This is a genomic window from Pelagicoccus enzymogenes, from assembly GCF_014803405.1.
Classification (GTDB): Bacteria; Verrucomicrobiota; Verrucomicrobiia; order Opitutales; family Opitutaceae; genus Pelagicoccus; species Pelagicoccus enzymogenes.
This window is the reverse complement of the sequence record NZ_JACYFG010000055.1, coordinates 34,550-59,404: the sequence shown is the minus strand read 5'-3', so window position 1 is coordinate 59,404 and position 24,855 is coordinate 34,550. Positions and strand designations below refer to the sequence as shown.

Here is a 24,855-nt window from a genome sequence, read left to right as displayed (position 1 = left end):
AACGGCAACGCGGTCAGCCAAGCTCAGATCGACGCCACCGACGCCACCGTCGCGGCTGCCTTCACCGATCCCTCTAACCCGACCCGCGCTGGCCCGTACTTCGACATCACCTTCAGTCCAGTCGCTGGCGCCGGAGTCGATGCTTCGACGATCGATGGCGACGAATTCAAGCTGAGCGGCGCTCAGTCCCAAAACCTCATTTTCAAGAGCGTGTATGCGCTCGCCAACGACAACGATCGCGGAGAGCTTACATTCCGCTACCTCTACGAAGGCCAGCTCGATACCGGCTTGCTGGAAATGATCTTCGTCAAGGGCACTTGGTCCGACACGGCGGGCAACGAGTCCACCGGCGGCAAGTCCAGCATCCGCTTGGTTACCCAAGCATCCTCCTTCTTCATCGATATCGACGGTGGCCTCATCCTCAACGCAGGTGGATTCCTCGACGAGCCGATCCTCGAATTGGCCGCAGCTGTCACGCTCGAAATCGACACCGTCCGCTCCGTCTTCCAGCTCGACTTCGACGGACAGCTCAAGCTTTACAAGCTCGGCTCCGTAGGCGCTACCGCCGGACGCTTCGTCCTCGACAACAGCAACACGCTCAGCGACACGCCGCAGATTTGGGGGGTTGCGACCATGGAGACGAACTTCTCCTTCCTCGAGCAATACGGTGTCTTCCTCTTCGCCAAGGGAACCCTTCAGCTCAACCTCACCGAGCACACCAAGACTGAAACCCTCACGCTCAAGGGCCTCAACAACGGTCAGGACGTGACGCGAACCTTCGAGCTCGCTCCCTACACCTTCGGACTCGAGGTGGTCGGCCAAGCTCGCTTGCAACCGCCAGGCACCGGTACAGATCTGGTTCGCCTGGAGGGAGGCTTCTACCTGAACATCAACCCGACCGGCTTCGAGTTGTTCGCCACGGCTGAACTTTCGTTCGGAGTAGGCGACGCTCAGCTCACTTACGCTCAGGCCACCGGCTTGGTCGTGATCCAGACGGGACTCGAGCCCGGCGAGAATATCGGTATCGCGGGCTACTTGAAGATCACCCGCTCTGCTGGCATCGGATTGCCGAACGTGGGCACGCTCTTCAGCGCTACCGGTACGGTGACGGTCATGTTCAACACGACCTTACAGGACGTGGTCTTCGAGGTGCCGGATGCGATCTTGCCGCTGCTGCAAGAAGGCGAGGCGACCACCATCACAATCTACAAGGGCGCTCCCGGCATCGACGGAAGCCGCAGCACCAGTGAGCCTGCCGCAGGCGAAGTTTACGTTTCCGCCATCGTGGAAGCTGAGCTCACGATCGGCGGTGCCTTGACCTTGACGGGCTTCATCAAGATCGACGTCGCAGCGGGCACTGAGTCCGCAGGCGGTGGAGCAGGGGCTCGTTTGTCGGTAACGGGTGCGGTGTCCGCAGAAATTGAATACCTCGGAACCTTGGTCGGTACTCTTAACCTGAACGTCTTCATCGGAGAGAATACCGGTGTCGTCGGGCGTATCATGCTTTCGCTTACCAGCACTAGCATCCCGGATGTGGAGCTGGGCGGAATCCTCCTCCTAGAGATCAATACCTTTGGCACCGAAAAGTCGGTCGAGACCTTTAAGACCACGACCCAGACCATAAACGGCCTGCAGTTCTTCGGCGGCTTCGAGCGCGATTCCAACAACAACCTGATCACCGAAGAGGTTACTCTCAGCGTCGTTGGCGGCTTCAAGCTCTACCTCGCCGGTACCTTGAAGGTTGCGGACAAGTTCGAGATTGTCGGTGTGGTCGAATTCCGCCTCGAGTTCGCTGGGGCGAATCCAGCCATCGAGCTCATTATCAACGGATCTCTTGCTCTCGAAGGGCTAGGAACCTTGACCCTGCGCAACAGCGGTTTCCGCGTGGACGGCAATGGCTTGGTCGCTCGCATCGATGTCGAGCTCGATGCCGCCTTCGGTCAAAACATCGGCCTCAAGTTCAACGTCTCCGCCCTGATGGAGCTGAACACCTCTCGCCAAACGCAAGTTTTGGGAACCTCCAGTATCGATCCGGGTATCCGACTGCGTCTGCAAGGTAGCGTGGAATTCCTCGGCTTTGCCAAGGCTTCTGGATACGTGGGCGTCTACATCGGGGCTAACGGCTTCTCGCTCGAGTTCGAGGTGACCTTTAATATTGGACCGCTCACCTTGAGCGCCTCGGGGGGTGCAGCCGTTTATACCGATAGCAACCCCGGTATGGCCCTACGATTAAACGTCCGCGCCTCCGCCGGCTTCATCGTCTTTAATATCGATGCTTCCGGTATCCTCGAAATCAATACGTCGAATGCCGCTCGCGTGCTCAACGGGGCAACCATTGCGGCGAACTCCTTCCGCATCGCCTTGAACGGTCGCTTGGAGATTCTCGCGGTACTTAAGCTCGATGCCAGCTTTGAGATCAAGGTAGCGAACGGAGCCTGGGAACTCTCTGCCCGCACCAGCATGAACTTCTTCGGTTTGGCTAGCCTGAGCACCAGTATCTGGCTGAACTCCGAAGGGCAGTTCGACATCAAGCTCGACGGACGCCTCACGCTTGGCGGCGGCGGATTCGGTCTCTACGGCAGCTTTCACTTCCGGGCCCTTTCCAAGGTCGTTGGACAAGACAATATTGGTAACAATATCTACCGCTTCGAGCTGAGCGGCAGCGCCAGCGCCAAGGCTAAGGTCTTCGGCATCACGCTGGCCGGACTGGGATTGAACTTCTCCTTCGCTGCCGAAGGGCAGGGCAAGACTCCTATCGTCCTCACTGTTCGCGCCCGCATCAAGATCCTCTTCGTGCGCGTCACCAAGACTGCTCACTTCAAGATCGGAACCTTGCAGCTGCCGGAACCGGTCTACCACGGCGGCGATGCGGGCAATGGACGCGTTTGGTCGGGCGGCGCCCTCTACTTGAACGTCGGCAGCCGGGCCAGCGTACGCAACCTCGCCACCGCAGACGAGGACGAAAGCTATCTCGTGGAGGACCTAGGACCCAGCGACAATGGAGTCGGCCGCATCGTCAAGGTCACCGCTTTCGGTCGCAGCAACACCTTCCAGAACGTCACCAGCATCCATGCGAACTTCGGCAGCGGCACTGACCTCGTAGCCTTTGGCCGTTACGACGATGCCTCTGGTACCGTGAGCAACGCTCCAACGATTCCGGTCACCGTGGATATGGGCTCTGGCGACGACGCTATCATCTACACTGGCTCCTCGACAGCGACCTTGAGCGGAGGAACGGGCGATGACTACATCGGTTGGACCGGTTCCGGCACCGGCACCATGAACGGCAACGACGGCAACGACTACATGGAGCACAGCGGCGTGGGCGCCGTCACCATAAACGGTGGCTCGGGCAACGACCGCTTGTTGGGCGGCAGCGTGAACGACGTCATCAACGGCAATGCCGGCAACGACGAGATCACCGGGCCTGCCAAGTCGATCAATGCGGGCGACGGCAACGACATCATCAACGTCGACGCCAACACCCAGAGCGGCAACATCACGGTGATCGCGGGCAGCGGAACCGATACCCTGAACATCTTTGGGCGTCCGGACAGCGATATCATAACAGTCAGCGAAGCCGCGAACGGTAGTTACCAATTGGATATCGATGTTAGCGGCGTGGTCATCACAACCCAAAGCGTGGAATCGCTCTACGTCGACGCCGGCGCAGGAGCCGACACCATCACGGTCAACGACCTGAGCGCGGTTGGCCTGCAGCAGTTCGTCATCGATTTCGGTCGCCGCATCACTTCCAGCGGATTTGAGAACGTTACCGAGACCTTCGAAAACGAGGACGGCGAAAACGAATCCATCACTCAGCAAGTTGCCAAGGTCAGCATTGCCCAAGACTTTGCGACAGACACCTTGACCGTATACGGTGATGACGGAGCGGATACCTTCATGCTCTCCGCTTCCAGCGCTGACGTGAATGCCCGCATCTACACTGAGATCACCATCAGCCGCGTAGGCGTCTACAGCATGGCGCTCATCAATGCGGTCCGCTCCGAGTCCGACGCCTTGACGGTCGACGCGCAGGGTGGGGACGACCGGATCGACGCCAGCGCCGTCGGCCGCAGCGATACCATCCAGACCGACTCCCAAGTCATCACCATTTCCCCGACCGACCAAGTGATCGTCAAGCTGGTGGGAGGAGAAGGAAACGACCGTCTCATCGGAACGCCGTTCAACGACTTCCTCGACAGCGGCCTCGGCGACGACCGTGTTACCGGTGGTTACGGAATGGATACGTTCACCGACGCGGGCGGACACGACACCTTGATCGAATCGCTCGCTGGCGACTCCTTCCTCACCGACGACTTCTTCATCAACGGCCAGATGCGCGGCGACGGCGAAGTGCAGATCGTTACCATCACCGACGGCTACGACAAGAACGAGGTCCAGCGCATCAACAGCACGCTCGGCAGCGGTACCTTCACCCTCACTTATCGCGGCCAGACTACCACCGCTCTCGCTTACAACGCGGACCCGGACGCCATCGAGCAAGCCCTCCTCGCGCTCTCCACCATCACCAGCGTGCGCGTTACCGCCAAGAGCACTGGCGGCCCTTACATTTGGGATGTCACTTTCTTCGGCCCGAGCGGCTCGCCCAAGCCCGGCGAAGCGCTGCTCACCGACAATTCTTCCAGCGTAAGCATCACCCGCGAGGTCATCGAAGATACGGAAGTCGTCGAAGTACAACGCGTCACCCACAGCGGCGCGGGCGGTACCTTCACGCTAACCTTCAGCGATGGCGTGAACACCGCTACCACCACTGCAATCGATTGGGACGCGACCGCTGCCGAAGTCGACGCCGCCCTCGAGGCTCTCAACGACCGCGTCGCTATCGGCAACGTATCCGTAGAGCTCTTCTCCAATTCCGAAGGCGTGCTGCTTCCGTACACTTGGAAGGTCACCTTCCTGAAGAGCTCCACCGTGCGCGGCTTGAACGTGCTGATGCTCACTGCTGACAGCAGCAACCTCGTAGGCGGCGGCTACATCAGCGGTCTCCCATCCGAGTCCGAGTTGGTCGAAACTTCCAAGGCCAACAACCCGAGCGTGGGAATCCCCGACAGCTTCACCCGCTTCAACTCAGGCGCCACGGTCGAAAACCTAGGCGGCATTTTCGAGTCTGCCGAGATCAGCGGTTCCACCGATCGTAACATCCTCATGGTCGGCGCCGCGGATGGCGTTATCTCCGTGGGCTCCACCACCTACAACGCAGGCATCTGGACGGGTAACGCCACTCTCGATAACAAGAACCTCACCACTGGCGACGCCACTCATCTGGCCGAACTCTACGTGCTCTCCATGGCCGGCGAAAACGGCGGCCGCGTCGACATCAACGACACAGGCATCGGCTCGGGTCGCGACGAGTTGATCATCCTTGGCGGCGAAAAGGCGGACAGCATCACCAGCAACGCTTACGGTTTCGGTACCGGCCGCACCGGTGTCATGACCTTCACCGCTGCCGACAGCGAGAACCCAGACGTCGTCTACTTCCGTGGCGTCGAGCTCGTTTCCATCGATACCCGCGGCGGCGACGACAGTATCCTCTCCGATGATACGGCAGCCACCACTTTCATCTCTACTGGTTCGGGCGACGACTCTATCACCATCGGTACCGTTCCGCTGATCCCGGATCCAGGCAATCGTACCCTTGAGTTCCCTGAAGGCGTTCCCGTGGCGGACACCTCCAGCATGACCAACGGGGCTTCCAACCCGCTCTTCGTGTTCGGCGGCGACCAAAACGATCGCTTCGAGGTCAACTTCAACCGCGCTCGCCTCTACTTGCACGGCGGCGCTGGCGACGACCGATTCTTGCTCAAGACCTTCATCGTTCTCCGCGAAAATCCAGAGAACAACGAAGACGTCACCAACCTCGCCAACGTCTTCGGCGGCACCGGTTCCAACCGTTACGAGTACCTGCAAAATGGCGCTGTCTCTATCAACGGTGGTCCGGGCGTGGATACGCTCGTGATCGTCGGTACCCCAATTGCGGATACATTTGTCATCACCGAAACCATCGTCGCGGGCGCGGGACGATTTGTGAACTTCCGCAACATCGAAGCCCTCGAGGTCGACGGCGCGGGCGGCGCGGACGAAATCTACATCCTCAGCACCAACGAGTCCTTCACCACCACCGTAGTGGGCGGCTCCGGCGACGACACCATCCACCTCGGCGGCGACCACCCACCACTGGTCTTCGATCCGCCCGAAGTTTCCTACACGCCGCCAGCCATCCAGGTCGACCTCGGTTCCGAGCTCGTCTACGACACGGTCACCCACAACTACGGCAACTACACCTTCACCTTCGACTTCGGTTGGTGGTTCAGCTTCCTGTCGCAGTTCTCCAGCTCGATCCGCGACAGCTTGGTCGAAAGCGCGATTCGTGCGGTTGAAAACACCGTGCAAGCTTGGTTCGAAAGCTGGCGCGCGAATACCCCGAACATGCGCAATGAGCAGATCAAGTACGACAGCATCACTGCCCGTATCGAAGAAACGACCCGTGGCTGGTGGATCTTCTCCGTTACCACTCGCAAGGTTGTCGTCTCTCTAACCGGTCTCGAAGCCAGCTACGAGCGCGGTCGCCTCGTGCAGAATACTACCACGGTCCAGCCGCCGACGGTCACCTACGATCCGCTGCCGCAAGCCTTCAAGCAGGATGCCAAGTTCGACGTGGGCGACATCCGCGGCCGCGTCATCCTCGAAGGCGGAACGCAGTTCGAGGACCGCGGCGACACCGTGATCGTCCACAATTCCGCGGGCGCTAATATCCCCGGTCTCATCACCAACCGCGAGCTGCCGCGCTTCGAGTCGAATGGTCGCGACAGCAAGGGCAACATGATCTTCGAGCGGGCCACCGACGAGAACGGACCGATCACCGACGTCTACCTCAGTATCGAAGGCTTCGGCATGGATATCCCGACCAACGGTTTCGTGGGCGCAGACGGCGTCAAGACCTACGGCGTCATGCTCGGTGATATCGAAAACCTCGACCTGCGCCTCGCAGACGAAGCCCCAGCCGGCATCCCGACCGCCAACCGCGACGACCATGTGACTGTGGCCCTCACGGATCTGCGCAGCGCCGAAGCCCGCAACCCGAGCGAGATCGGCACCGTCAGCGACGACGAGCGCCAGTCGCTCAACATCCAAATCGTACTCGGCGCCGGCGACGACCAAGTCTTCCTCTTGCAGACCACTGGCGAAACCACCGTATACGGTGGAGCAGGGCAGGATACGGTCACTGTAGGCGAAAACGGTTCGCTCGCTCAAATCGGCGGCGGCCTCATCTTCGATGGCGATGCCCACATCGACGAAGTCACCGAAGTGGTCACCAGCATCCCCGCCGGACCTTATCCCGTTGTATTCACGAAAACAGGACCGGGTAATACGCCGGAAGGCACCTTCCAAGACGCTGGCGGCAACACCATCACTTACTACGGCGTCGACCTGCAGCCGATCCTCTACATCGATCCGGATACCGGCGAAGCCAAGATTCGCACCGTGGCAGTCCGCGGCGATGGCACCATCGAGTCCGACTTCGTGCGCGACTACGGCGTCCGCGCTTACGGCGTGCACGCGACCAACGACGACGGCCAGTTCCTTTACTACAACGCCAACGGCCAGCAGACCACCGACGCGACCGACTCCAATGGCGCTGCCCACCAGATCGTCTACAAGGTGGTTGCCCAATCCACTTCTGGCTCCGTACCGCTCTTCATCGACAACAAGGGCCGTGAAACCGGAGTCGCCACTGACAGCGACGGTTATCCAAACCGCGAGCTTTACGCCACCGACTTCCTCAACGGCTCCGCGGTGCCGCTCTTCCTCGACAACTACGGCGTGAAGACCGGTATCGACACCAGTTACCTGGTACGCGACCTCGGAGGAGCGGATATCAAGCTGACGCGTCACTTCAACTCCGGCGTCGACTTTAGCAATGTCCGTCTCCTGGTCAGCAACGACGGTAGTACTTGGAGAGAAGCGACCCGCACCAGCAGCGCTTCCAGTTTGTCCGCTAACTACGATATCGGCCTCAACAACGGTGGCTACTACCGCTACATCCGCGTGATCGGAGCGTCCGGCACCACCTTCCGTTTCGAAGGTCTGGAAATCCTGAAGGGGCACGGCGGACCGAATCACAACAAATTGGATACACGTTATCCGTCCACCATCGTTGGTGGCCTGACTAACCTTTCCAACAGCCAGCGTCCAGCCGTGGTGATTCCGGGCGACGGACTCTACGCAAACCTCAACTCCAGCACCTACGTCACCTTTGGCGCTTCCGGCGGCGGCACGGTTTCTGTGATGCAGGTCGACCGCAGCGAGGTCAGCACTTACACCCGCACCCGCGACGTTCGCGTCTCCGACGCAGCCAATGCAGTGGACCGCTTGATCGTAGACGGCAGCGGCCAAGAAGGAAATTTGGTTGGCGCCTTGGATCGCTTTGAAATCGGTTCCGAGGAAATCGAAACTGCCCTTAGCGGTCGCGGCTCGGTTGCCCTCCATCCGGGCGCCATCACCGACACCTTCACGCGCAGTGCGGGCGGCAGCCAGGTCTTCACGCTCTCCGGCATGCCAGCCGCAGGGTCTTCCATCTACGTGGCCAGCGAGTCCGGCTCCGGCGCCGCGAAGTTGCTCAAGCAAGGCACCGACTACACGGTTTCTGACAACGGTGCAGTGGGCATTATCACCCTGACTAACGCGATCGCGGCCAACGCCACATATTATATCAACTTCGTGAATACGTCCGAAGCCAAGGTCTACTTCGGCGGCGAGCGCGTTTACCAATTGATCAATCCCGGCAGCCAAAGCCTCACCGGCGCCGACCTCATCTCCGCGGTCTACGATCCAGCGGGCAAGTTCCGCCAAGAGGGCCGCGTCTATGCCGGTGGCGAAACCGCTTACGACCTCTACGACGGCGCAATCTTACTGGATCCGTTTGGCGCCATCCTCGCCCGCAAGGACGGCGACCCGGTCGAGTACTTTAAGAACAACCCCGTGCTGCACAGCCGCGGCGAAATCCAGCGCTACCTCGGCAACGAGTTCGCCTTCGACGAAAACGGAAACCTCGTGGTCAATGGCGACGGCTCCATCTTCCGTCGCCTGGCTGGCCAAGCCATCATCCACGATCGCCGCGATCTGGTCTTCGCTCCGGACTACATGCAGTTCAGCTACGATCCGTCGGATCTGACCATCGACCTAAGCGACGAAAGTCAGCTGCGCCTCAACGGCAACGAAGGCATCGCCGGTTGGTCCCTGAACTTTAACCGCAGCGGCAGCGTAGCCGATCCGATGGGCGGCGCCGCCATCCAGCTCGCTCCGGACCGCCTTGTCTCCATCGTGGTCTCCAGCGAACGCGGCATCTTCGCGCTGACCTCCGACGAGTACAGCTTCGATACCAGTACCGGCCTGCTCACCCTCGACGCCATCGACTCCTCCAGGATTTCCGGAACGGTGACCATCGAGGTGAACTTCGCCCTGCAAGCCTTCTACCGCGCCGGCGACGCCTTGACCTACTTCGGCGACGAGCAGATCCAAGTTGGCCAGCCGGTGGTGGAAGGCGGAATCGTTCTCACCACTGGAGATGGGATTGCAGTCACTTATACGGACGACGCCTCTCTCGCCGCCTCCGACGATAGCAAGGTCTACTACAAGAATTCCAACGGAAGCGTCAAACTGCACGATCGTGGTGAGCCGGTCTACATCCTCAACGGCGACGGTGAGTGGATTCTGGATACGATTGACGCTGCCGAGGCTGCTGCCTTGACGCCACGCCGCTTCGTCGGCAACGAGCCAAAAATCTACTTTGGCGGGGAGCAGGTCTACAACAACGCGACCGACCCAATAGTGGTGGCCAAGGAAACGTATCGTGTCACCGGACTCGGCATCCCCGGCCAGCTGCTCTTCGCTAACGGACTGTTCCCAGACGCTTCAGGCAACCCGGTCAGCGACGCGAGCGACATCCTCGAAATCCGCACTGGTAACGGCGACGATTACTTCACCGTTCACACTACACCGGTCAGCAACCTTCTGCTCAGCACCGGCAAGGGTAACGACAAGGTCGCAGTTCGGGCCACCCAGGGTAACATCACGGTGGATGCAGGGCAGGGCGACGATACTTTGATGGTCGGTTCGCAGGCTGGATTCTGGGACATCGACTTCGCCGCCGGCAGCAAGCCGCAGCTCGATCCGAACCCAGCCGACGCAAGCTTCATTAACGTTCTCGGTAACCTCGACGCTATCTCCGGCGTAGTTACCATGCAGGGCGGAGCAGGCTACGACCGCTTGATGGTCGACGAGTCTGGCGAGACCGACAACCAAAGCGGCACCTTGACCAGTACTCGCCTCAGTGGTCTGCAGATGGGCGGCAGTATCGACTATGTAACTACAGAAGTGTTTGAGCTCTACCTCGGTTCCGGTGCCGATACTTTGACGGTTGAGAGCACGAGCTCTATTGCCAATACTTGGATCGAAGGCCGAGGCGGTGATGACACCTTCAATATCCAGCAAATCTCAGCGACCACTACGATTCTTGGAGATGCGGTTGCGACTGAAATCCCAGTGGGTCGCCAAACTCAGAGCGTGACTTTCGGATCTGATCTCTTCCGCGTAGGCAGTGCGGCCAGCGATTTGAATCCGCTGACCAGCAGCGATCTAAACGGCATTCAGGGCGGATTGCACCTTCGCGGTGGCGAAGGTAACAGCGATGTATTGAGAATCTACGACAGCGCCGATACTCTCGACGGATCGGGCACTTTGAGTGGAAGCAAGTTGGATGGCTTTGGAATGAGCGACGAGATCGAGTATCTCGACATGGAAACGCTAAATTTGAGCCTAGGTGGTGGAGATGATTCTTTGTATGTTCAGTCCACTCATGAAGGACTAACGGAAATCAATACGGGAGATGGAGCTGATAGTGTTAACATTAACTCCATTTCAGGTATTACCAATATCAACGGTAGTGACGGGAATGATACGTTCCGGGTTAATTACGATCGAGATGGCGAGCAGACAAACCTCTCTGGCGTTCAGTCTGAACTCACGCTGAGTGGCTTGGCGGGCAGCGACACCTATTACGTAGGCCTTGCAGGACTTGGGTCTGCCCTCATTTCGATTGAAGACAACTCGCCGCTAGGCGCTGGCGGATTGCCGGATTCCGGAATCGACAAGCTCATCGTGAATGGAACGAATACGGATGATCTCTTCCTCTTCCGCGCCAATCCGATCACGAAGAAGGGCACGATCGCGAGCTTCGAGGTAAGCGAAGATTTAACCCCTGTCCTCGACGGTTATATTGAGCGCCTGAATTACGATGGCGACATCTCGGAGGTTGTAGTTAACGGACGGGAAGGCGATGACACCTTTGTCTTCGACGATACCTTCTCTGCGCTCACAGTCTACGGCGATGCCGGCAATGATACCTTCCAGCTTGGACAAGTTTTCGAATCCGCCCGCGATGACTTGAATCCGACGAATGGCCTGGAGCCAGAAGACTACTTTGAAACGACGCAGACCACGCGCGGCTTCTTGAGTAATGGTTTGAGCGAGACTGCTACGCTTTATGGTGGCGACGGTGAGGATCTGTTCACGGTCTACCGCAACAAGGCGGAAGTGTTCATGTACGGTGAAGGTGGGGATGATAGCTTCCTTGTCCGTTCGTTCGTGAGAGTGGATCCGAACGACCCGAGAGCGCCGTTCACCAACATCAATGGAGGTCAAGGAGCTGACTTCATTTCCTTCACGGTCAATGCTCCGGTGCGCATCGAGGGCGGTGACGGTTTTGATACCCTAATCGTGGTCGGTACCGAGTTCGGAGATGACTTCGTGGTCAACGACTACGGTGTATTTGGCGGCGGTCTCTTCGTGACTTATGGAGGCATCGAAAAGCTTACCGTTGACGCTCTGGAGGGTAACGACCGATTCTTCGTAGCCTCCACCAGTGAGAAGGTTGAGGTCGAGATCGTGGGCGGTCTCGGAAGCGATACCTTCAATATCGGAGGAAGCGCGGGCAGACCTGTGACGGTCGTGAGCAACAGCCTCACTGGCAACAGTGGTTTGATCGCCCAGAACCTTGTATCCACATATGGAGACAGCTTGTTCCAAGACATCTTCGTACAAGGTCTTTCTGTCCAGGTCGCTGACAATGATGAAGCAGGACTGATCGTAGCTCAGGACAATGGATTGCTGAGGCTGCTGGAGGGTGAAAGCTTAGTCGATGGCTTGCTCGTCTCCAGCTACACGGTGGTTCTTACGAGAGCTCCGACCCAATCCGTTCGCGTAATCGCCTCTCCCTCCAGCCTCAGCGAGCGCGAACGGGCCGCGGGCGCGAAGTCGATCCAGCTCGCCTCGGGCAAGTTGGGTGGTATTGGAAATGTTATTCCGAACGCGGAGGTTACCGACCTGGCTGCCTTCAGCGACAACGGTACTGTTCTCTATTTCACGCGAGACAACTGGTATATACCACAGCGCGTCACCGTTATCGCTCCGGCAGATGACGTGGCGGAAGGTCGTCGCAACTACAATATTCAGCACACCGTTATCGAAGGAGCTAAAAGCGGCGATGGAGAAGCTTATGACGGTTTGGCCGCTCCGAACGTAACGGTTCAAGTTTACGATGATGACGCTGCGGATGTAGTTATCGCCCCTGTTGATCTCAGCGAGCGTGCGGATTGGTTTACCCGTGTCGCCGAGCATGAGGGCTTGATAGATTACGATCTCTACGCGGTCGTTCTGACCCGCGATCCTTTGGATGACGTGGTTGTGGAGATTGGCGAGCCTACCGGGCAGCTGATGGTCTCCGCCGACGATGGCGCCACCTGGTTCCGGGTGCTCGATGGGCAGATGCTGGAATCGGATGACGACGGCGCGACCTGGACGGCTTCCAGCTCTGCTCCGGAGTTGACCTTTACGGATGCGAATGTGGCGCAGTACGTCAGAGTCAAGGCTGTGGACGATGCAGATAAGGAGTCGATTCACTACGCTCGTTTGACCCACACCGTCACCAGCTCCTTGAGCGACTACTTCGCCCTCGAGCTAAAGGATGTCGTATTCAACTTGGTAGGACAGATCAACGGAATCGCGAATGGCTGGTCCGTCGACGATGCCTTTGCCTATGGCGACACGAGCTTCGAGTTGACCGGTCCTGCCTTCACTCTCGAGAGCCTCGGCGATGGTACGTTGGCAATCGAAGCCTTGAATTTGGGCACCGCCGCGAAGGTGATGAATCTGAGCTTGGTCGATGAACTCGTATTGGGAGACCTCTGGACCTTTACGCTGGGAGGCATCGACTACGATTTGACGGTGCAGGCGGGAAGTGGCGGAGCTCCGGTTGAAACCACCAAGGAATTCCTCGCTCGACTGGAAGCCCTCATACCCGGAAGCATCGAGGTTGAAAACTTCGATGACCTGCTTCGACTCTCCTCCGCAACAGCCTTTGAGGCATCAGTGACCCGTACGGGCAGCGATGCTGTGGTAGACACGGATGCTGCTCAGATCGCTCGCTACGAGACCTATCGCGTGACTGCTTCAGGAGACGTGTCTGGCGGAGACCAGTGGTTGCTGAAGCTCTCCGCTACGACTCCGGGTAGCGGGACGGCCCAGTCCTTCGAGTTCAAGTATACGGTCGAGGGAAGTGGTTTAACGGTCACTCTGGATACCTTGGATGTCGAAATAGCGGACGACGATCAGCCGAGCGTTCTGGTAACAGAGACCGATGGTGGCACCACGGTCGCTGAACCGACTGAAGAGATCCTGCTCGGAACGGGGGCAGCGATTGGAGTTCCCTTCTTGCGTGAAAGTATCTTCGACCACGGCTCCCGTGACTTCGCTCAAGATTTGGATTTGTCCAACTACTGGACGATGATGAATACGAATCTGATCGACGATGCGGCCACGATTCCGCACATCAGCGTGCTCGGAAACTTTGATAGCGGCACTTCGGACTTCTATCGATTCGAAATGAACGAAGCAGGCGGATCGATCCGTTTGAAGTTCGATTCCGCGGGGGCTCTGAGTCCAACGGTCATTCTGACCGATAGCTTGGGCAACGTGCTGACTCCGGATGCCAGCGACTCGACCCTCTATAAGTTGAGCGCATCGAGTGGTCCGCTGGGAGTTGGCGAGTACACGGTGCAAGTGGTCTACCCGAGCCCAGCTCCGAGCGTGGGACAGACTTATATCCTGCACATTTCATCAAGTGGACATGCGTGGAGCTATTCCTTCACGGCGGACTTCGGCCTAGCTGAAGTCCAGGAAACCAACGAGCCGCACAACAGTCGCTTGGATGCTCAGGATATCGATCTCGGTCGTTGGAATACGAATACAGATGCCGATATCCTCCTGTCCAATACCTTGCCGCACTTGACGGTTCTTGGATCCGGAGATGGCGAAAACGACTTCTACTCTTTCGTTATCGCTGACGACGACGACAATCCTGCAACACCGTTGACTGAAAGCATCACGGCCTACTTCGACATCGATAAAGGCTTCGAATATGGTGACGAAGTCTTCTGGGCGAGTCGCTTGATTCTCTACAACGAAAGTGGTGACGTCCTGCGCCGCGGCCTGGGCTACTCGAATCCGAGCACCGGAGGCGGTGGCAGTGAAACTTGGCTCGATGACTTCTTGAGCTATGAATTTACCGACTCAGGAACGTACTACATTGAGGTTACTGACTGGATCGGACGCTCCGGCCTGCCTGTCGGCGTCACTTACTCCCTGCAAGTTTCCATCGAGAATCATCGGGTAGATGGATTCGTGTTCAGCCCGGATCCCATCCAGGAGAACGAATTCGGAAACAACGGACTCGGCAGCGGCGCTCAGGATATCAGCGATCCTACCTTCTACTACACGTTCTTTGACGCGGAAGTGGGCGACGGCGCTTTGATCGATTCCAATACGCCGTACGCTCGTATCCTTGGAGCGGGTGACGGATCTTACGACATCTACTCCTTTACGGTTGATCAAACCATGCTCACTCCGGAAGCGTCCGATCCGGTGACCGGTACTTCCGAGCCCGTTTCCGTGACTTACTTCACTGAAGCCTCTTTTGAACTTTCGGGTCCTGTTAGCGTGGGAGACAAGTGGACACTCAGCCTCCGGTATCGAGACTACGAATACACGGTAGTTGCAGGAGACATCAAGAGCACGCTCGCGGAAACCCAGGAGGCGGTCGCTGCCAAGCTATTTGCCCAGCTCGATGGGGTTTCCCGTTATGCGGAAGCGGATAACCTATCCACCGTTTCGGGATCGACGATCACCATACGCTCGACAGCTGGCTTCAACTTGTATGGGGAAACCAGCGATAATTACGGCCTGCGGGTAGAGCGAGCCTCCGCCGCGACGGTTACTTCAACGCTGCGCGTTGAAAAGTCCGCCGGCAATTTGGCGACGCTCGCTACGGCTATCGTGACGATCAACGGGGATGCCCAAGAAGGGCAGATCATCAGCATCACGCTTGTCGATAAGCTGATTGAGCTCCCAGCCCTTTCCGGAAGCGAGTCCAAGGCGGACATCGCGGCCCTGTTTGTCAGCGCGATCAATACCGAGGGCACCTACACCGCAGCGCTTGTCTCTGCGGGCAGCTCGAGCTTCACGATCGGCTCTGTTTCGACGGGAGACTCCAATGAAGGCGAGGATCCGAACGTAAACGTTGGCTTCACTTTCGTATTCAACTCCAGGGGAGCTGCAGCGGCTGGAACTTATGTCACCGTTGAGGGGGTTCCCGTAATCGCTGACGTGACGGTTTCTCCCTACGAAGAGATCCAAATCCAGTTGGTGGGCGACATCCGTACGGGCGAGGTTTGGGAACTCGTTCTGGATGGGTCGAACACGTTCACTGTCACCATTGGCGAGACGGTTGACGGAGTCGTAGTGGACGATGTGGATAAGTTGGCCGCCGCCTTCGAGTTCAGAATCGACGGCGCGACTTACGACGCTGCCAACAGCGACTCCTTGCTGACCATTTCCCGCGACAACGGAAACTCCTTCAAGATTACAGGCCTGACCGTGACTCCGAGCGGAGCTGGCTCGGATGCGACCTCGAGCAGGGAGAGCCGCAGCATAACCTTGGCCGGGACCGTTGCGACATCTCAAACGTGGGTGCTCACGATATCCGAAGGTGGATCGGTCGTCGCTACTGTTGAATACACCACGCACGCATCCGACGCCGAGGACACCACCGATGTTGCAAGCGGCCTAGCAGCCCTCATCAACGCAGGCACCGCTGCAACGGGATCGGTTGCCGACTACCTTGCGAAGTCCAAGAATTCCGTGCTGAACCTCCTTGGTGATACCGATAGCTTCACGGTAGGGGTCGTCGTGAAGGTTCCGACAACCGCCACGAATGCCAAGATCTACACCTTCACGCCTGCGGGTCGACCGCTCGAGGGCGAAACATGGTACTTCGCAATTACGGAAACAGGTGGTGGAGCGATAAGCGGCGGAACCGCTAGCTACCTCGTGCAGAGCGACGATACGCTCGTTGAGGTCGCGGCTGGAATTGAAACCTACTTTACCGACAATCCGCTCTCCGGATTCACTGTGACGGCTGCCAGCGGTGTCATCACAGTCACGAGAGATTCGGGTGTCGATTTCGAAGTCAATCTGACCAAGCCGGATGAAAGCCAACTCACGGCAACTCCCGTTTCCAGATCGGAGACCTTCCTGTTTGAAACAAGGGGAGACAGCTTGTCTAACCCCGGTACTTGGCAAATGGCGGTACGCGTGGATGGCGCCAATGTGGGGTCCGTTGATACTGGGCACCTGGCTAGCGATAACTCGCGTACCTTAGCGGACGTAGTCAAACTGCTAGTCGATGCATGGACCAATACTGACTACACGCTCGAATACACCGACGGTGACGAGTTTGTCAGGGTAACTCGCGTCGCCGGCACTGGAGATTTTATCATGCGTTTCGACAAGGGGAACCTCTTCGATGCGTCGGGCGCAGATGACTACGAGGGCACGGACGTGGTCCAGACTACGACCTTCCAGCTTCCCACTCCGACGGATCTCGACGGACTTTGGTCCTTGGTTCTGACGAATGATTCGGGAGTGGCTCTCAGCGGAGGACTTGCTCAGTTCACAGCCTCCTCGAACACCATCGAGGAAATCGGGGATGGGCTCGAAGCTGGAATCACTACCACCGGCTTCACCGTAACCGCGGATGCTTCGGGTCTGCTGACCATTACCCATGATCCGGATACCGCGTTCCAAGTCCACGTAAATGGCCCGACCGAAACAGCAGGCTCCTTGACTGCTTCCGCTGGATCCGTGTACGTGCAGACAGTGTCCAGCTCCGCGGTAGCGGTTGCTGGAACTTGGACCTTGTATCTCCATGACTCGGATGTGGATGAAACGCTTCTGGATACGGTCGTGGTGAACACCACTGCGAGCGAGTCGGCGGCAAGTGTCTTGGCCAAGTTTATCGCGGACTTGGATGCCACTGGCTTCAGCGCGACGATGGTTGGAAACGATCTCCGGATAGAGCGTTCCAGCAACACTGCCTTCACAGTACGTATCGAAGAAAGCCGTACCGCGATCGCCGCCGCCGTCTCCGCGACCGTGAATCAGCTAACCTTGACCGGAAATCCGAACACCGGTGACCGCTGGACGCTCAGTGTCGACGGATCGGATACGCCAGTCCTTACCGTTGGGACGGAAGACCTGGAGGGGCTCGAAGACCTCTTCATCTCGAGGGTGGATGCTCTTACCAACTACATTGCTTACGAAGTGACCGGCGCGACCAAGGGAATCTATCTGGTGCAGGTAGCGGGTGGTAGCAGCAGCGCGGCAATCGCGGTACAGTTCCCAGCTAGCCATCGTGTCGGCGCTCTCGTCACCGGTGAGATTCAGCCGATTTGGTCGTACGAAATCCTTCTCTCGCCCGCGACGCCGGGATTGCTTGTCTACGAGGGTGATACTTGGAGCATCGAGAGCAGTTTCGGTTCGTTCTCCTACAAAGCGACTGATTCGGCGACTACGCTCGGTACAGCTGTCTCTGGTTTGCTCAAGAGTCTGGCGGATGCCTACAGTGGAAGCGATTTGACAGTCGCCGTAAATGGAGCGGCGACAGGGCTGGCGATCAGCCACGTTGATGGGGATCGTATCGATTTTTCAAGTACGAAGCAAGTGCGTCAGTGGGTTGGTGAAAATGGAGCTCGAGCGTCCTCCTCGACTCCGGACACCGAGCGCACCTATTACACGAGCGCGACGATCACCTTGAGCGGTGTTGTCGTGGAAGGTCAGGTCTGGACGCTTTCCTTGGACGGCAAGGACTATGACTTCGTACTGCCCGTGCCAACGCCCAACAACGAAGAAAATCTCGCTAGTATCGCCCGGGGACTGAAAGAAAAGATCTATTCGGTCGAGGGACTCGTGACCAATCGGAATTTGGACGACTTCGATTACATCATCGAAGTTGCCGCAAACGTGATTACCATCAGCGATCGCGATATCGGAACGGGGCCCGGCGAAGATCCGTACAAGGATCCGTTTGCCTTGGATGCGGAGCGCGGAGGTGGCGTTTCTCGCCATGTCTTCGATATCGACAATGCGACGACCACCACCGGTTACGAGAGCTTCACGAACTACCGAGTGGTTCCAGTCTACGACAGCGTCTTCGGCATACTGACCGGTTACAAGGCTGAGCCTTTTGAGGATCGTGTTTTCTACACGGACCGTATCCAGATCGAACTACTGGATTCCAGCTACAATGTTCTCGAGGTTAGCTATGACTTCGATCCGACAATCGCCTACGATTTCGGCGATACGGATAACGGTAAGCTGGGGGCGGGAACCTATTACATCCGCTTGAGCACTTACCGCGACTACGCGGATATCTCGCAGTTCGGATTGATCTCTCCCTTCTTGGATGGTCCGGTCACGAACACCGGGCTCGCAAGGGGCATCAACTACAACCTGATAGTATCCTCGCAGAATCACGAGACGAACCCGAATGCGATCGATCTCGCGAACGAAAGCGATCCAACCACCATCCGTGTGATCACGGGCGCTGGCGAAGGGCTGCGGGCAACGATCGCTGATTATGACAGCGAGCAAAAGATCTTCCTCCTGAAGGACCTTGTCTCAGAGGACGACTCTGACGCCTTGATCAAGCAGCTAAGCGAGTCCGACTTGTTCCAGCTGTACGTGGGAGTCCCCGATGAGTACGCCTCCAAGATCATCGACGATACTTACGAGTTGGTATTGACCGCTCCTCCGGCGGGCAGCGAGCGGGTAACCGTTTCGATCAACCCAGACCGTACACGCACTTACAACTCCGATGAAGCCTTCAACAGCGCGGTGTACTTCGGCGAGCAATACGAAGAGCAGGTTCAAGTCGCGACCAAGCGTGCAGTTCTCGAGTCGGCGGTCGGCTCCAGCTTCGGCGAAGTGTGGCAGCTTACCTTGACTGCTGTCGACTACATCGAGGCCACTGGTTTGACCGCCCGTTCTGCCAGCGTAACCGTTTCTGGTTCTAGTTTGACCGACCTCAGAACAGCGTTGCTCGCGCTTGGCGGAGCAGGGGATTACAACGGTATCGAGGTTGAAATCGTAGACGGGGCGCTCGTCATCGAGAATCAAAAGCACTTCTACATCCACCTCGACACGAACACCTCAGCGACCTCTGGCAATCACATCGAGGTCGAATTGACCGGGGAAACTGAAGTCGATCAGGTTTGGGAATTCGAAATCGACGGTATCCAAATGACCTACCGCATCCTCAACGCGGCTGATGCTTCGGATCTCACGATCGACGAATGGACCGGCAACCTTTCCGATGGATTCGAGTATGTAACGACCTCGAATCGCAACCCACGACTGACCAACATCGCAGAAGCCTTCGAGTTGCTCTTCAAGCAGGAGCTCAGCTCGAGCGATTACCTGGTGACCCGTTACGGGCGCATTCTAGATATCACCTCAAGCGCAGCGATTACCGCGACCATTGAAGAGTCCTCGGCCAGCACGGTGGGATCGGGCGAGGTGCGGGTGCTTGTCGGTTCGGTCGACAATCAGGTCGTCTTCGACAAGGACAACTGGAACGAGGAGCAGGTGGTGATCGTTGGGGCGCTGAACGACGACTTCATCGATGGTGGGGATGCCCTCGTATTCCCGGCGATCGAGGAGCGTATAAACGGTATTCGCGGCCCCATTACGATCAATGGTGGACGAGGCGAGACGGATGAGCGCTTCTTGACCAACCCAGTGTTGCTTCCTGGCGAAACGAACGAGCCGGTTGCCGACGGTGGTCTCGATTCGTCGGGTACGGTTCTCGACGATGACAATTCCGAACTCGGAACCATCACCGACCAGGACGCAACCCACATCAATCCGAACACGGGGCTTCGCCCAGGATTCGATCCGCGCATGAACGACTTCCCGTACACGATCCAGTTCTTGGACGGAGTGGCGAAGGACTTCGAACTGGAGGTGCTCTCCGTTTCGGAAGACATCTTGTCGGTGGGAGCGCAGGACAGCGACTCGGGCGATGGTAGCACGCTTCCGTTCAGCGTAAGCTTGCTGCAAGATGCTGCAGTGCCAACTGGTGCGGCTCTCTTCGTCACCACCGCCAATTTCAACGACACCCTGGAATGGAAGAAATCGCGACTCACCTTCAGCGGCCGCGTTTCCAACACGGAGGAGTGGAGCCTGCGCGTTGGTTCCGAAGTCTACCAAACGGAATACGTAGAGAATGAGGTCGATACCCTTGGCCGCTTCGTCTACGACTTGAGGGACCAGATCAACGAAGCGGGCACCTACCAAGCTGAAGTTCGAATCGGCTTGCTGGGCGAGTTGAGCTTGATCCTCACCTCCGATAGCGTCTCCGAGTTTAGCGTTGGGCTGACCCGCGCGAATGGCGGTTCGGTCGATGTCAGCCAGAGCGGATTGATCGACGCGGGCGTGGCAACAAGCGCTGGCCAAATCTTCACCATGGCGGCTATCTTCATGACGGATCCCGGCTCTGAAGGAACGGATTGGGAGTTCAATATTGTTGATGCCGCGGGCACCCACGCGTTCAGCTACGAAGTCGCCGATGGCGATGCCGTGAGCGACGTGCTCCGTGGTCTGTTGAGTGGAATGAGTAACGACTTCCGCCCCTCGCTGACCGGTACGCAGGTAACCTTCAAGGTCAATTGGCCGATCAATCTGGCGAACGGGAAGCCAATCGCTCCGCAAGCGGGCGACTCCTATTACTATGCGCCATTCAATCCGAACTTCTCGGTCGATGAACTCGAGCAAGTCGATACCATCAACGTCTACAACAACGACAGTCCGTCGAATGATGTGGGCATACTCACGTCCGACCGACTCTCCGGCCTCGGGCTCGGTGGCGATGTGACCATTGCCGGTCGTACCCTCGAAGGCGGCATCGCTTACAAGGAACTGGAAGTCTTCAATCTCTTGCTTGGCACCGGCGACGACCGTCTGCTCATCGATTCTACGCACAAGGGCACCACCCTTATCTCCGGCAACAATGGCGACGATACGTTCACCCTCCGCTCCTCGCAGGGCGACGTCGAGATCGTCGGCGGCGCGGGCAACGACTCCCTGCGGGTCGGCAGCGCGGATCACGAAGATCCAGCCGGGGACTACGTTCCGTCCGACGAAAGCGGCCGCCTCGAAAACATCCACGGTCACGTCGCTTTCGACGGTGGCGAGGGCGAGAATACGCTCTTCATCGACGACCGCAGCGACAACACCACCGAGAGCGGATCGCTCACCGGTTCGACCTTCGAAGGCTTCGGCTTCAACGGCATCAACGAAATTCAAGTCCTCACCATCTCGGCTGAGCGAGGATTCTACCGCTTGCGTCGTGGAGACTTGGATATCCCTTGGTACGCCATCAACAGCTCCGGCAGCTCTCGCGGAATGGGCTCGGTCATCTATGTGCACGACTCATTCGGAGCCAGCGAGCTGCAAGCCGCCCTCGAATACATTTATGGGTCCGGCAACGTTAACGTTGCCGAGATCGCGGCGCCAAACGACTACTCGCGCAGCTACCAGATCGTCTTTGGCGGCGACCTCGCCGGTACAGACGTTTCCGAACTGGTCTGGGCGGATCCAGCGAACCATAGTTTGACTGGAGTAGGAGCCCGTGAGCCGAGCGTATCCATTTCCACCACACGTAACGGTGGAGAAGGGGAAGTTACCGAGACGCACCAGATCCTCAACCTCAACGCCAGCGGCGGTACCTTCACCATCGATCTCTTCGGTCAAACGACTTCCGAGATCGCCTACAACGCCGACGCGCTTGCCCTCTTCCGCTCTCTGAACGAAATTCTCAATCCGGATGCGGGCGAGCCGATCTTGCCGCTCACCACTAATTTCCGCGTTGTTCGCGAAGACGGCGCCCTGCACCTGTACTTCCGCGCTGAATACATCGGCCTTGAGATTCCACAGACCGCTATCGACGACAGCAAGTTGGTCAACGGATCGGCAACGATCGAAACGGCGGCGCCGACCCTTCGCGTGGGCGACAACCATCAGGTCTTGGCTATCGACGCCACCAGCGGCACCTTCAAGCTGCGCCTGCTTGGCCAGGAAACGGTGGACATCGCTTACGATGCGACCGCTCTCGATCTCTACAACGCGATCAATCCGATCCTCAATCCGAACAATTCCGACAATGCCTTGCCCCATACCGACAACTTCCGCGTGGTGAAGCTCGGCGACGTATTCCATATCTACTTCCAGGGCGAGCACAGCGACTTCCGCTTGAACCCAGTTGACGTAGACCTGACCAACTTGGTCGGTACCGCTTCCCTCGTTGTGCGAGGACCGAGCATCAGCTACTACAACGTAGGCGAACTCGATATCCACCTCGGCTCCGGAGCGGACCTGCTCAACGTTCGCGGCACCACCGCGCGGACCAACGTTTACCTCGGCGGTGGCAACGACGAAGTGTATGTGTCTACTCAATACGACTACAGCTTCGACAATCGCGATCGTTCCGTACGCTACGTCGGTTCGCTCGACGGCTTGCTCGGCGTCTTGAATATCGACGGCGGCAGCGGCCGCCAGCTCGTCACCATCAGCGACGCGGGTTCGTTGGTTGGCGATCCGAACGTACAGATTCTCGATGCGATCCCATCCCGTAACACCTTCGACCTGACTGGGGTGGATACTACGGCGGATCTCTTTATCTTCGGTTTGGCCGGAGTTCCGATCTCGATCAAGGCGGATACCGACCAGGGTGGCTTCACTCGCAGCTTCAACGTTCGCACCGGCTCCGGAAACGATACCGTCTACCTTGGCGGCAGCGCTTACACCGACGTCGAAGGTTGGACGCCGATCACCGACCTCGAAACCGGTCTTGGCGACGACGTGGTACGCGTCGATTTGAACAGCCAGGACGACGGTCGTTTGGTTGTCAATACGCAGGGCGAGTACACGCACCGCATGATCTTCCGCCGCGGCATCGACCTCGCCACTTTGGTCAGCCCGCTGGACGAAGTCTCCGTCTACCTCGACGGCGTCCTGATCCCAGTCGAAAAGATTCGCATCAACACCACGCAAAACGCCATCGATCTCATCCTCGACAGCAGCGTAGGCCCATTGAACATCAACTCCATCGTCACCGCCGTGGTGCTCAAGGAACGCAACGGCCGTCTCGACGTGGCTCCGGGAACCTTGCGCTATGGACTTGGTACCGAGTTGGCCGACAACGAAAGCGTCGAGCTCTACTCCGGCGATAATCTATTGCAGGAAGGTTTCCACTACTTCCTCACCCAAGGCGCTGACGAAACGGATATCGTTTTCAACGCTCGCTTCAATCTCTACGCAAATACCGATGTCACCTACAAGATCATCACGCGTCTCAGCCAGGCCGTGCCGATCGCCCAAGTGACGCTCAGCGACCGTGACTACGTAGATGCGGTGCTGACCAACTTCGGTCTCAACATCACGACCGGTGTGGGCAGCGACCTCATCAAGGGAACTCACTTCGACGATACCATCGATGCAGGGCTCGGCGACGACCTCGTCTTCGGTAATGAAGGAAATGATACGATCTTCGCCGATGGCGTGAATGGAGTCTTCTCGGGTAACGACGTTGTCTTCGGCGGCGTGGGCACCGTAACGGTGCTGGAAGGGGGAGTACTGCGTACTATCGACAGTCGCGTCTCCTACCAGAAGGGGCTGCCGAACGAAGGCTTGGTCTTCATGACCAGCCTAGAAACCTACACCTTCGAAAGCGAAGGAGACGACACCATCGACGCCGGCGGCGGCAACAACATCGTCTTTGGCGGCGCCGGTAATGACCAGATCACTACAGGGGACGGCTGGGATATGATCTTTGGCGATCGTGGTCGCATCGATTACGCCTCCAACCGTCCAGCTTCCATGCAGTCCATCACAAACGGTATCGGAATTCGTGGTAATGACGTGATTGACGCTGGCAACGGTAGCAATTGGATCATCGCGGGAGTGGGCTCCGACACCGTGACTACCGGTTCCGGTAACGATGTGGCGCTTGGCGACCTAGGCCGCCTCGAATTCGGCTACGATATCCTGAGCGACACATTCTCTGTCACTCTTCTGGAAACCAGCAATCCGCTCACCGGCGGGGCTGACGATCTGCGGCTTGGCTCAGGATTTAACTTGGCCATCGGAGGTCAAGGTCTCGACCGTATTGAAACAGCGGGCGCGGGAAGCTACTCTATTCTCTCCGGCGGTCGCTTGCAGCTCGCGGCAGGGCTGCTCACGGCTGCCTTCCTCTACAAGCCGCTCAACGATCCCTTTTTCCCCGGTTCGACGCTCGGAGATATCTTTAGTCTCAACGGCGTTCAAGTCGAGCGGGTTGCCATCAACCTGAACCTGAACACGGGGACTGAAGAAGAGGAAATCTGA

Annotated in this window: 1 protein-coding gene (running past one end of the window); it reads left to right on the top strand. The window is 58.0% G+C overall.

All coding sequences use genetic code 11. The annotated features are described in order from the left end of the window. Positions 1–24,855, top strand: the 3' portion of a protein-coding gene (locus IEN85_RS22150; protein ID WP_191619298.1) for a calcium-binding protein. 24,717 nt of this gene lie to the left of the window's left edge; the window shows 24,855 of its 49,572 coding nt (coding positions 24,718–49,572); the start codon falls outside the window, past its left edge; the stop codon is at positions 24,853–24,855.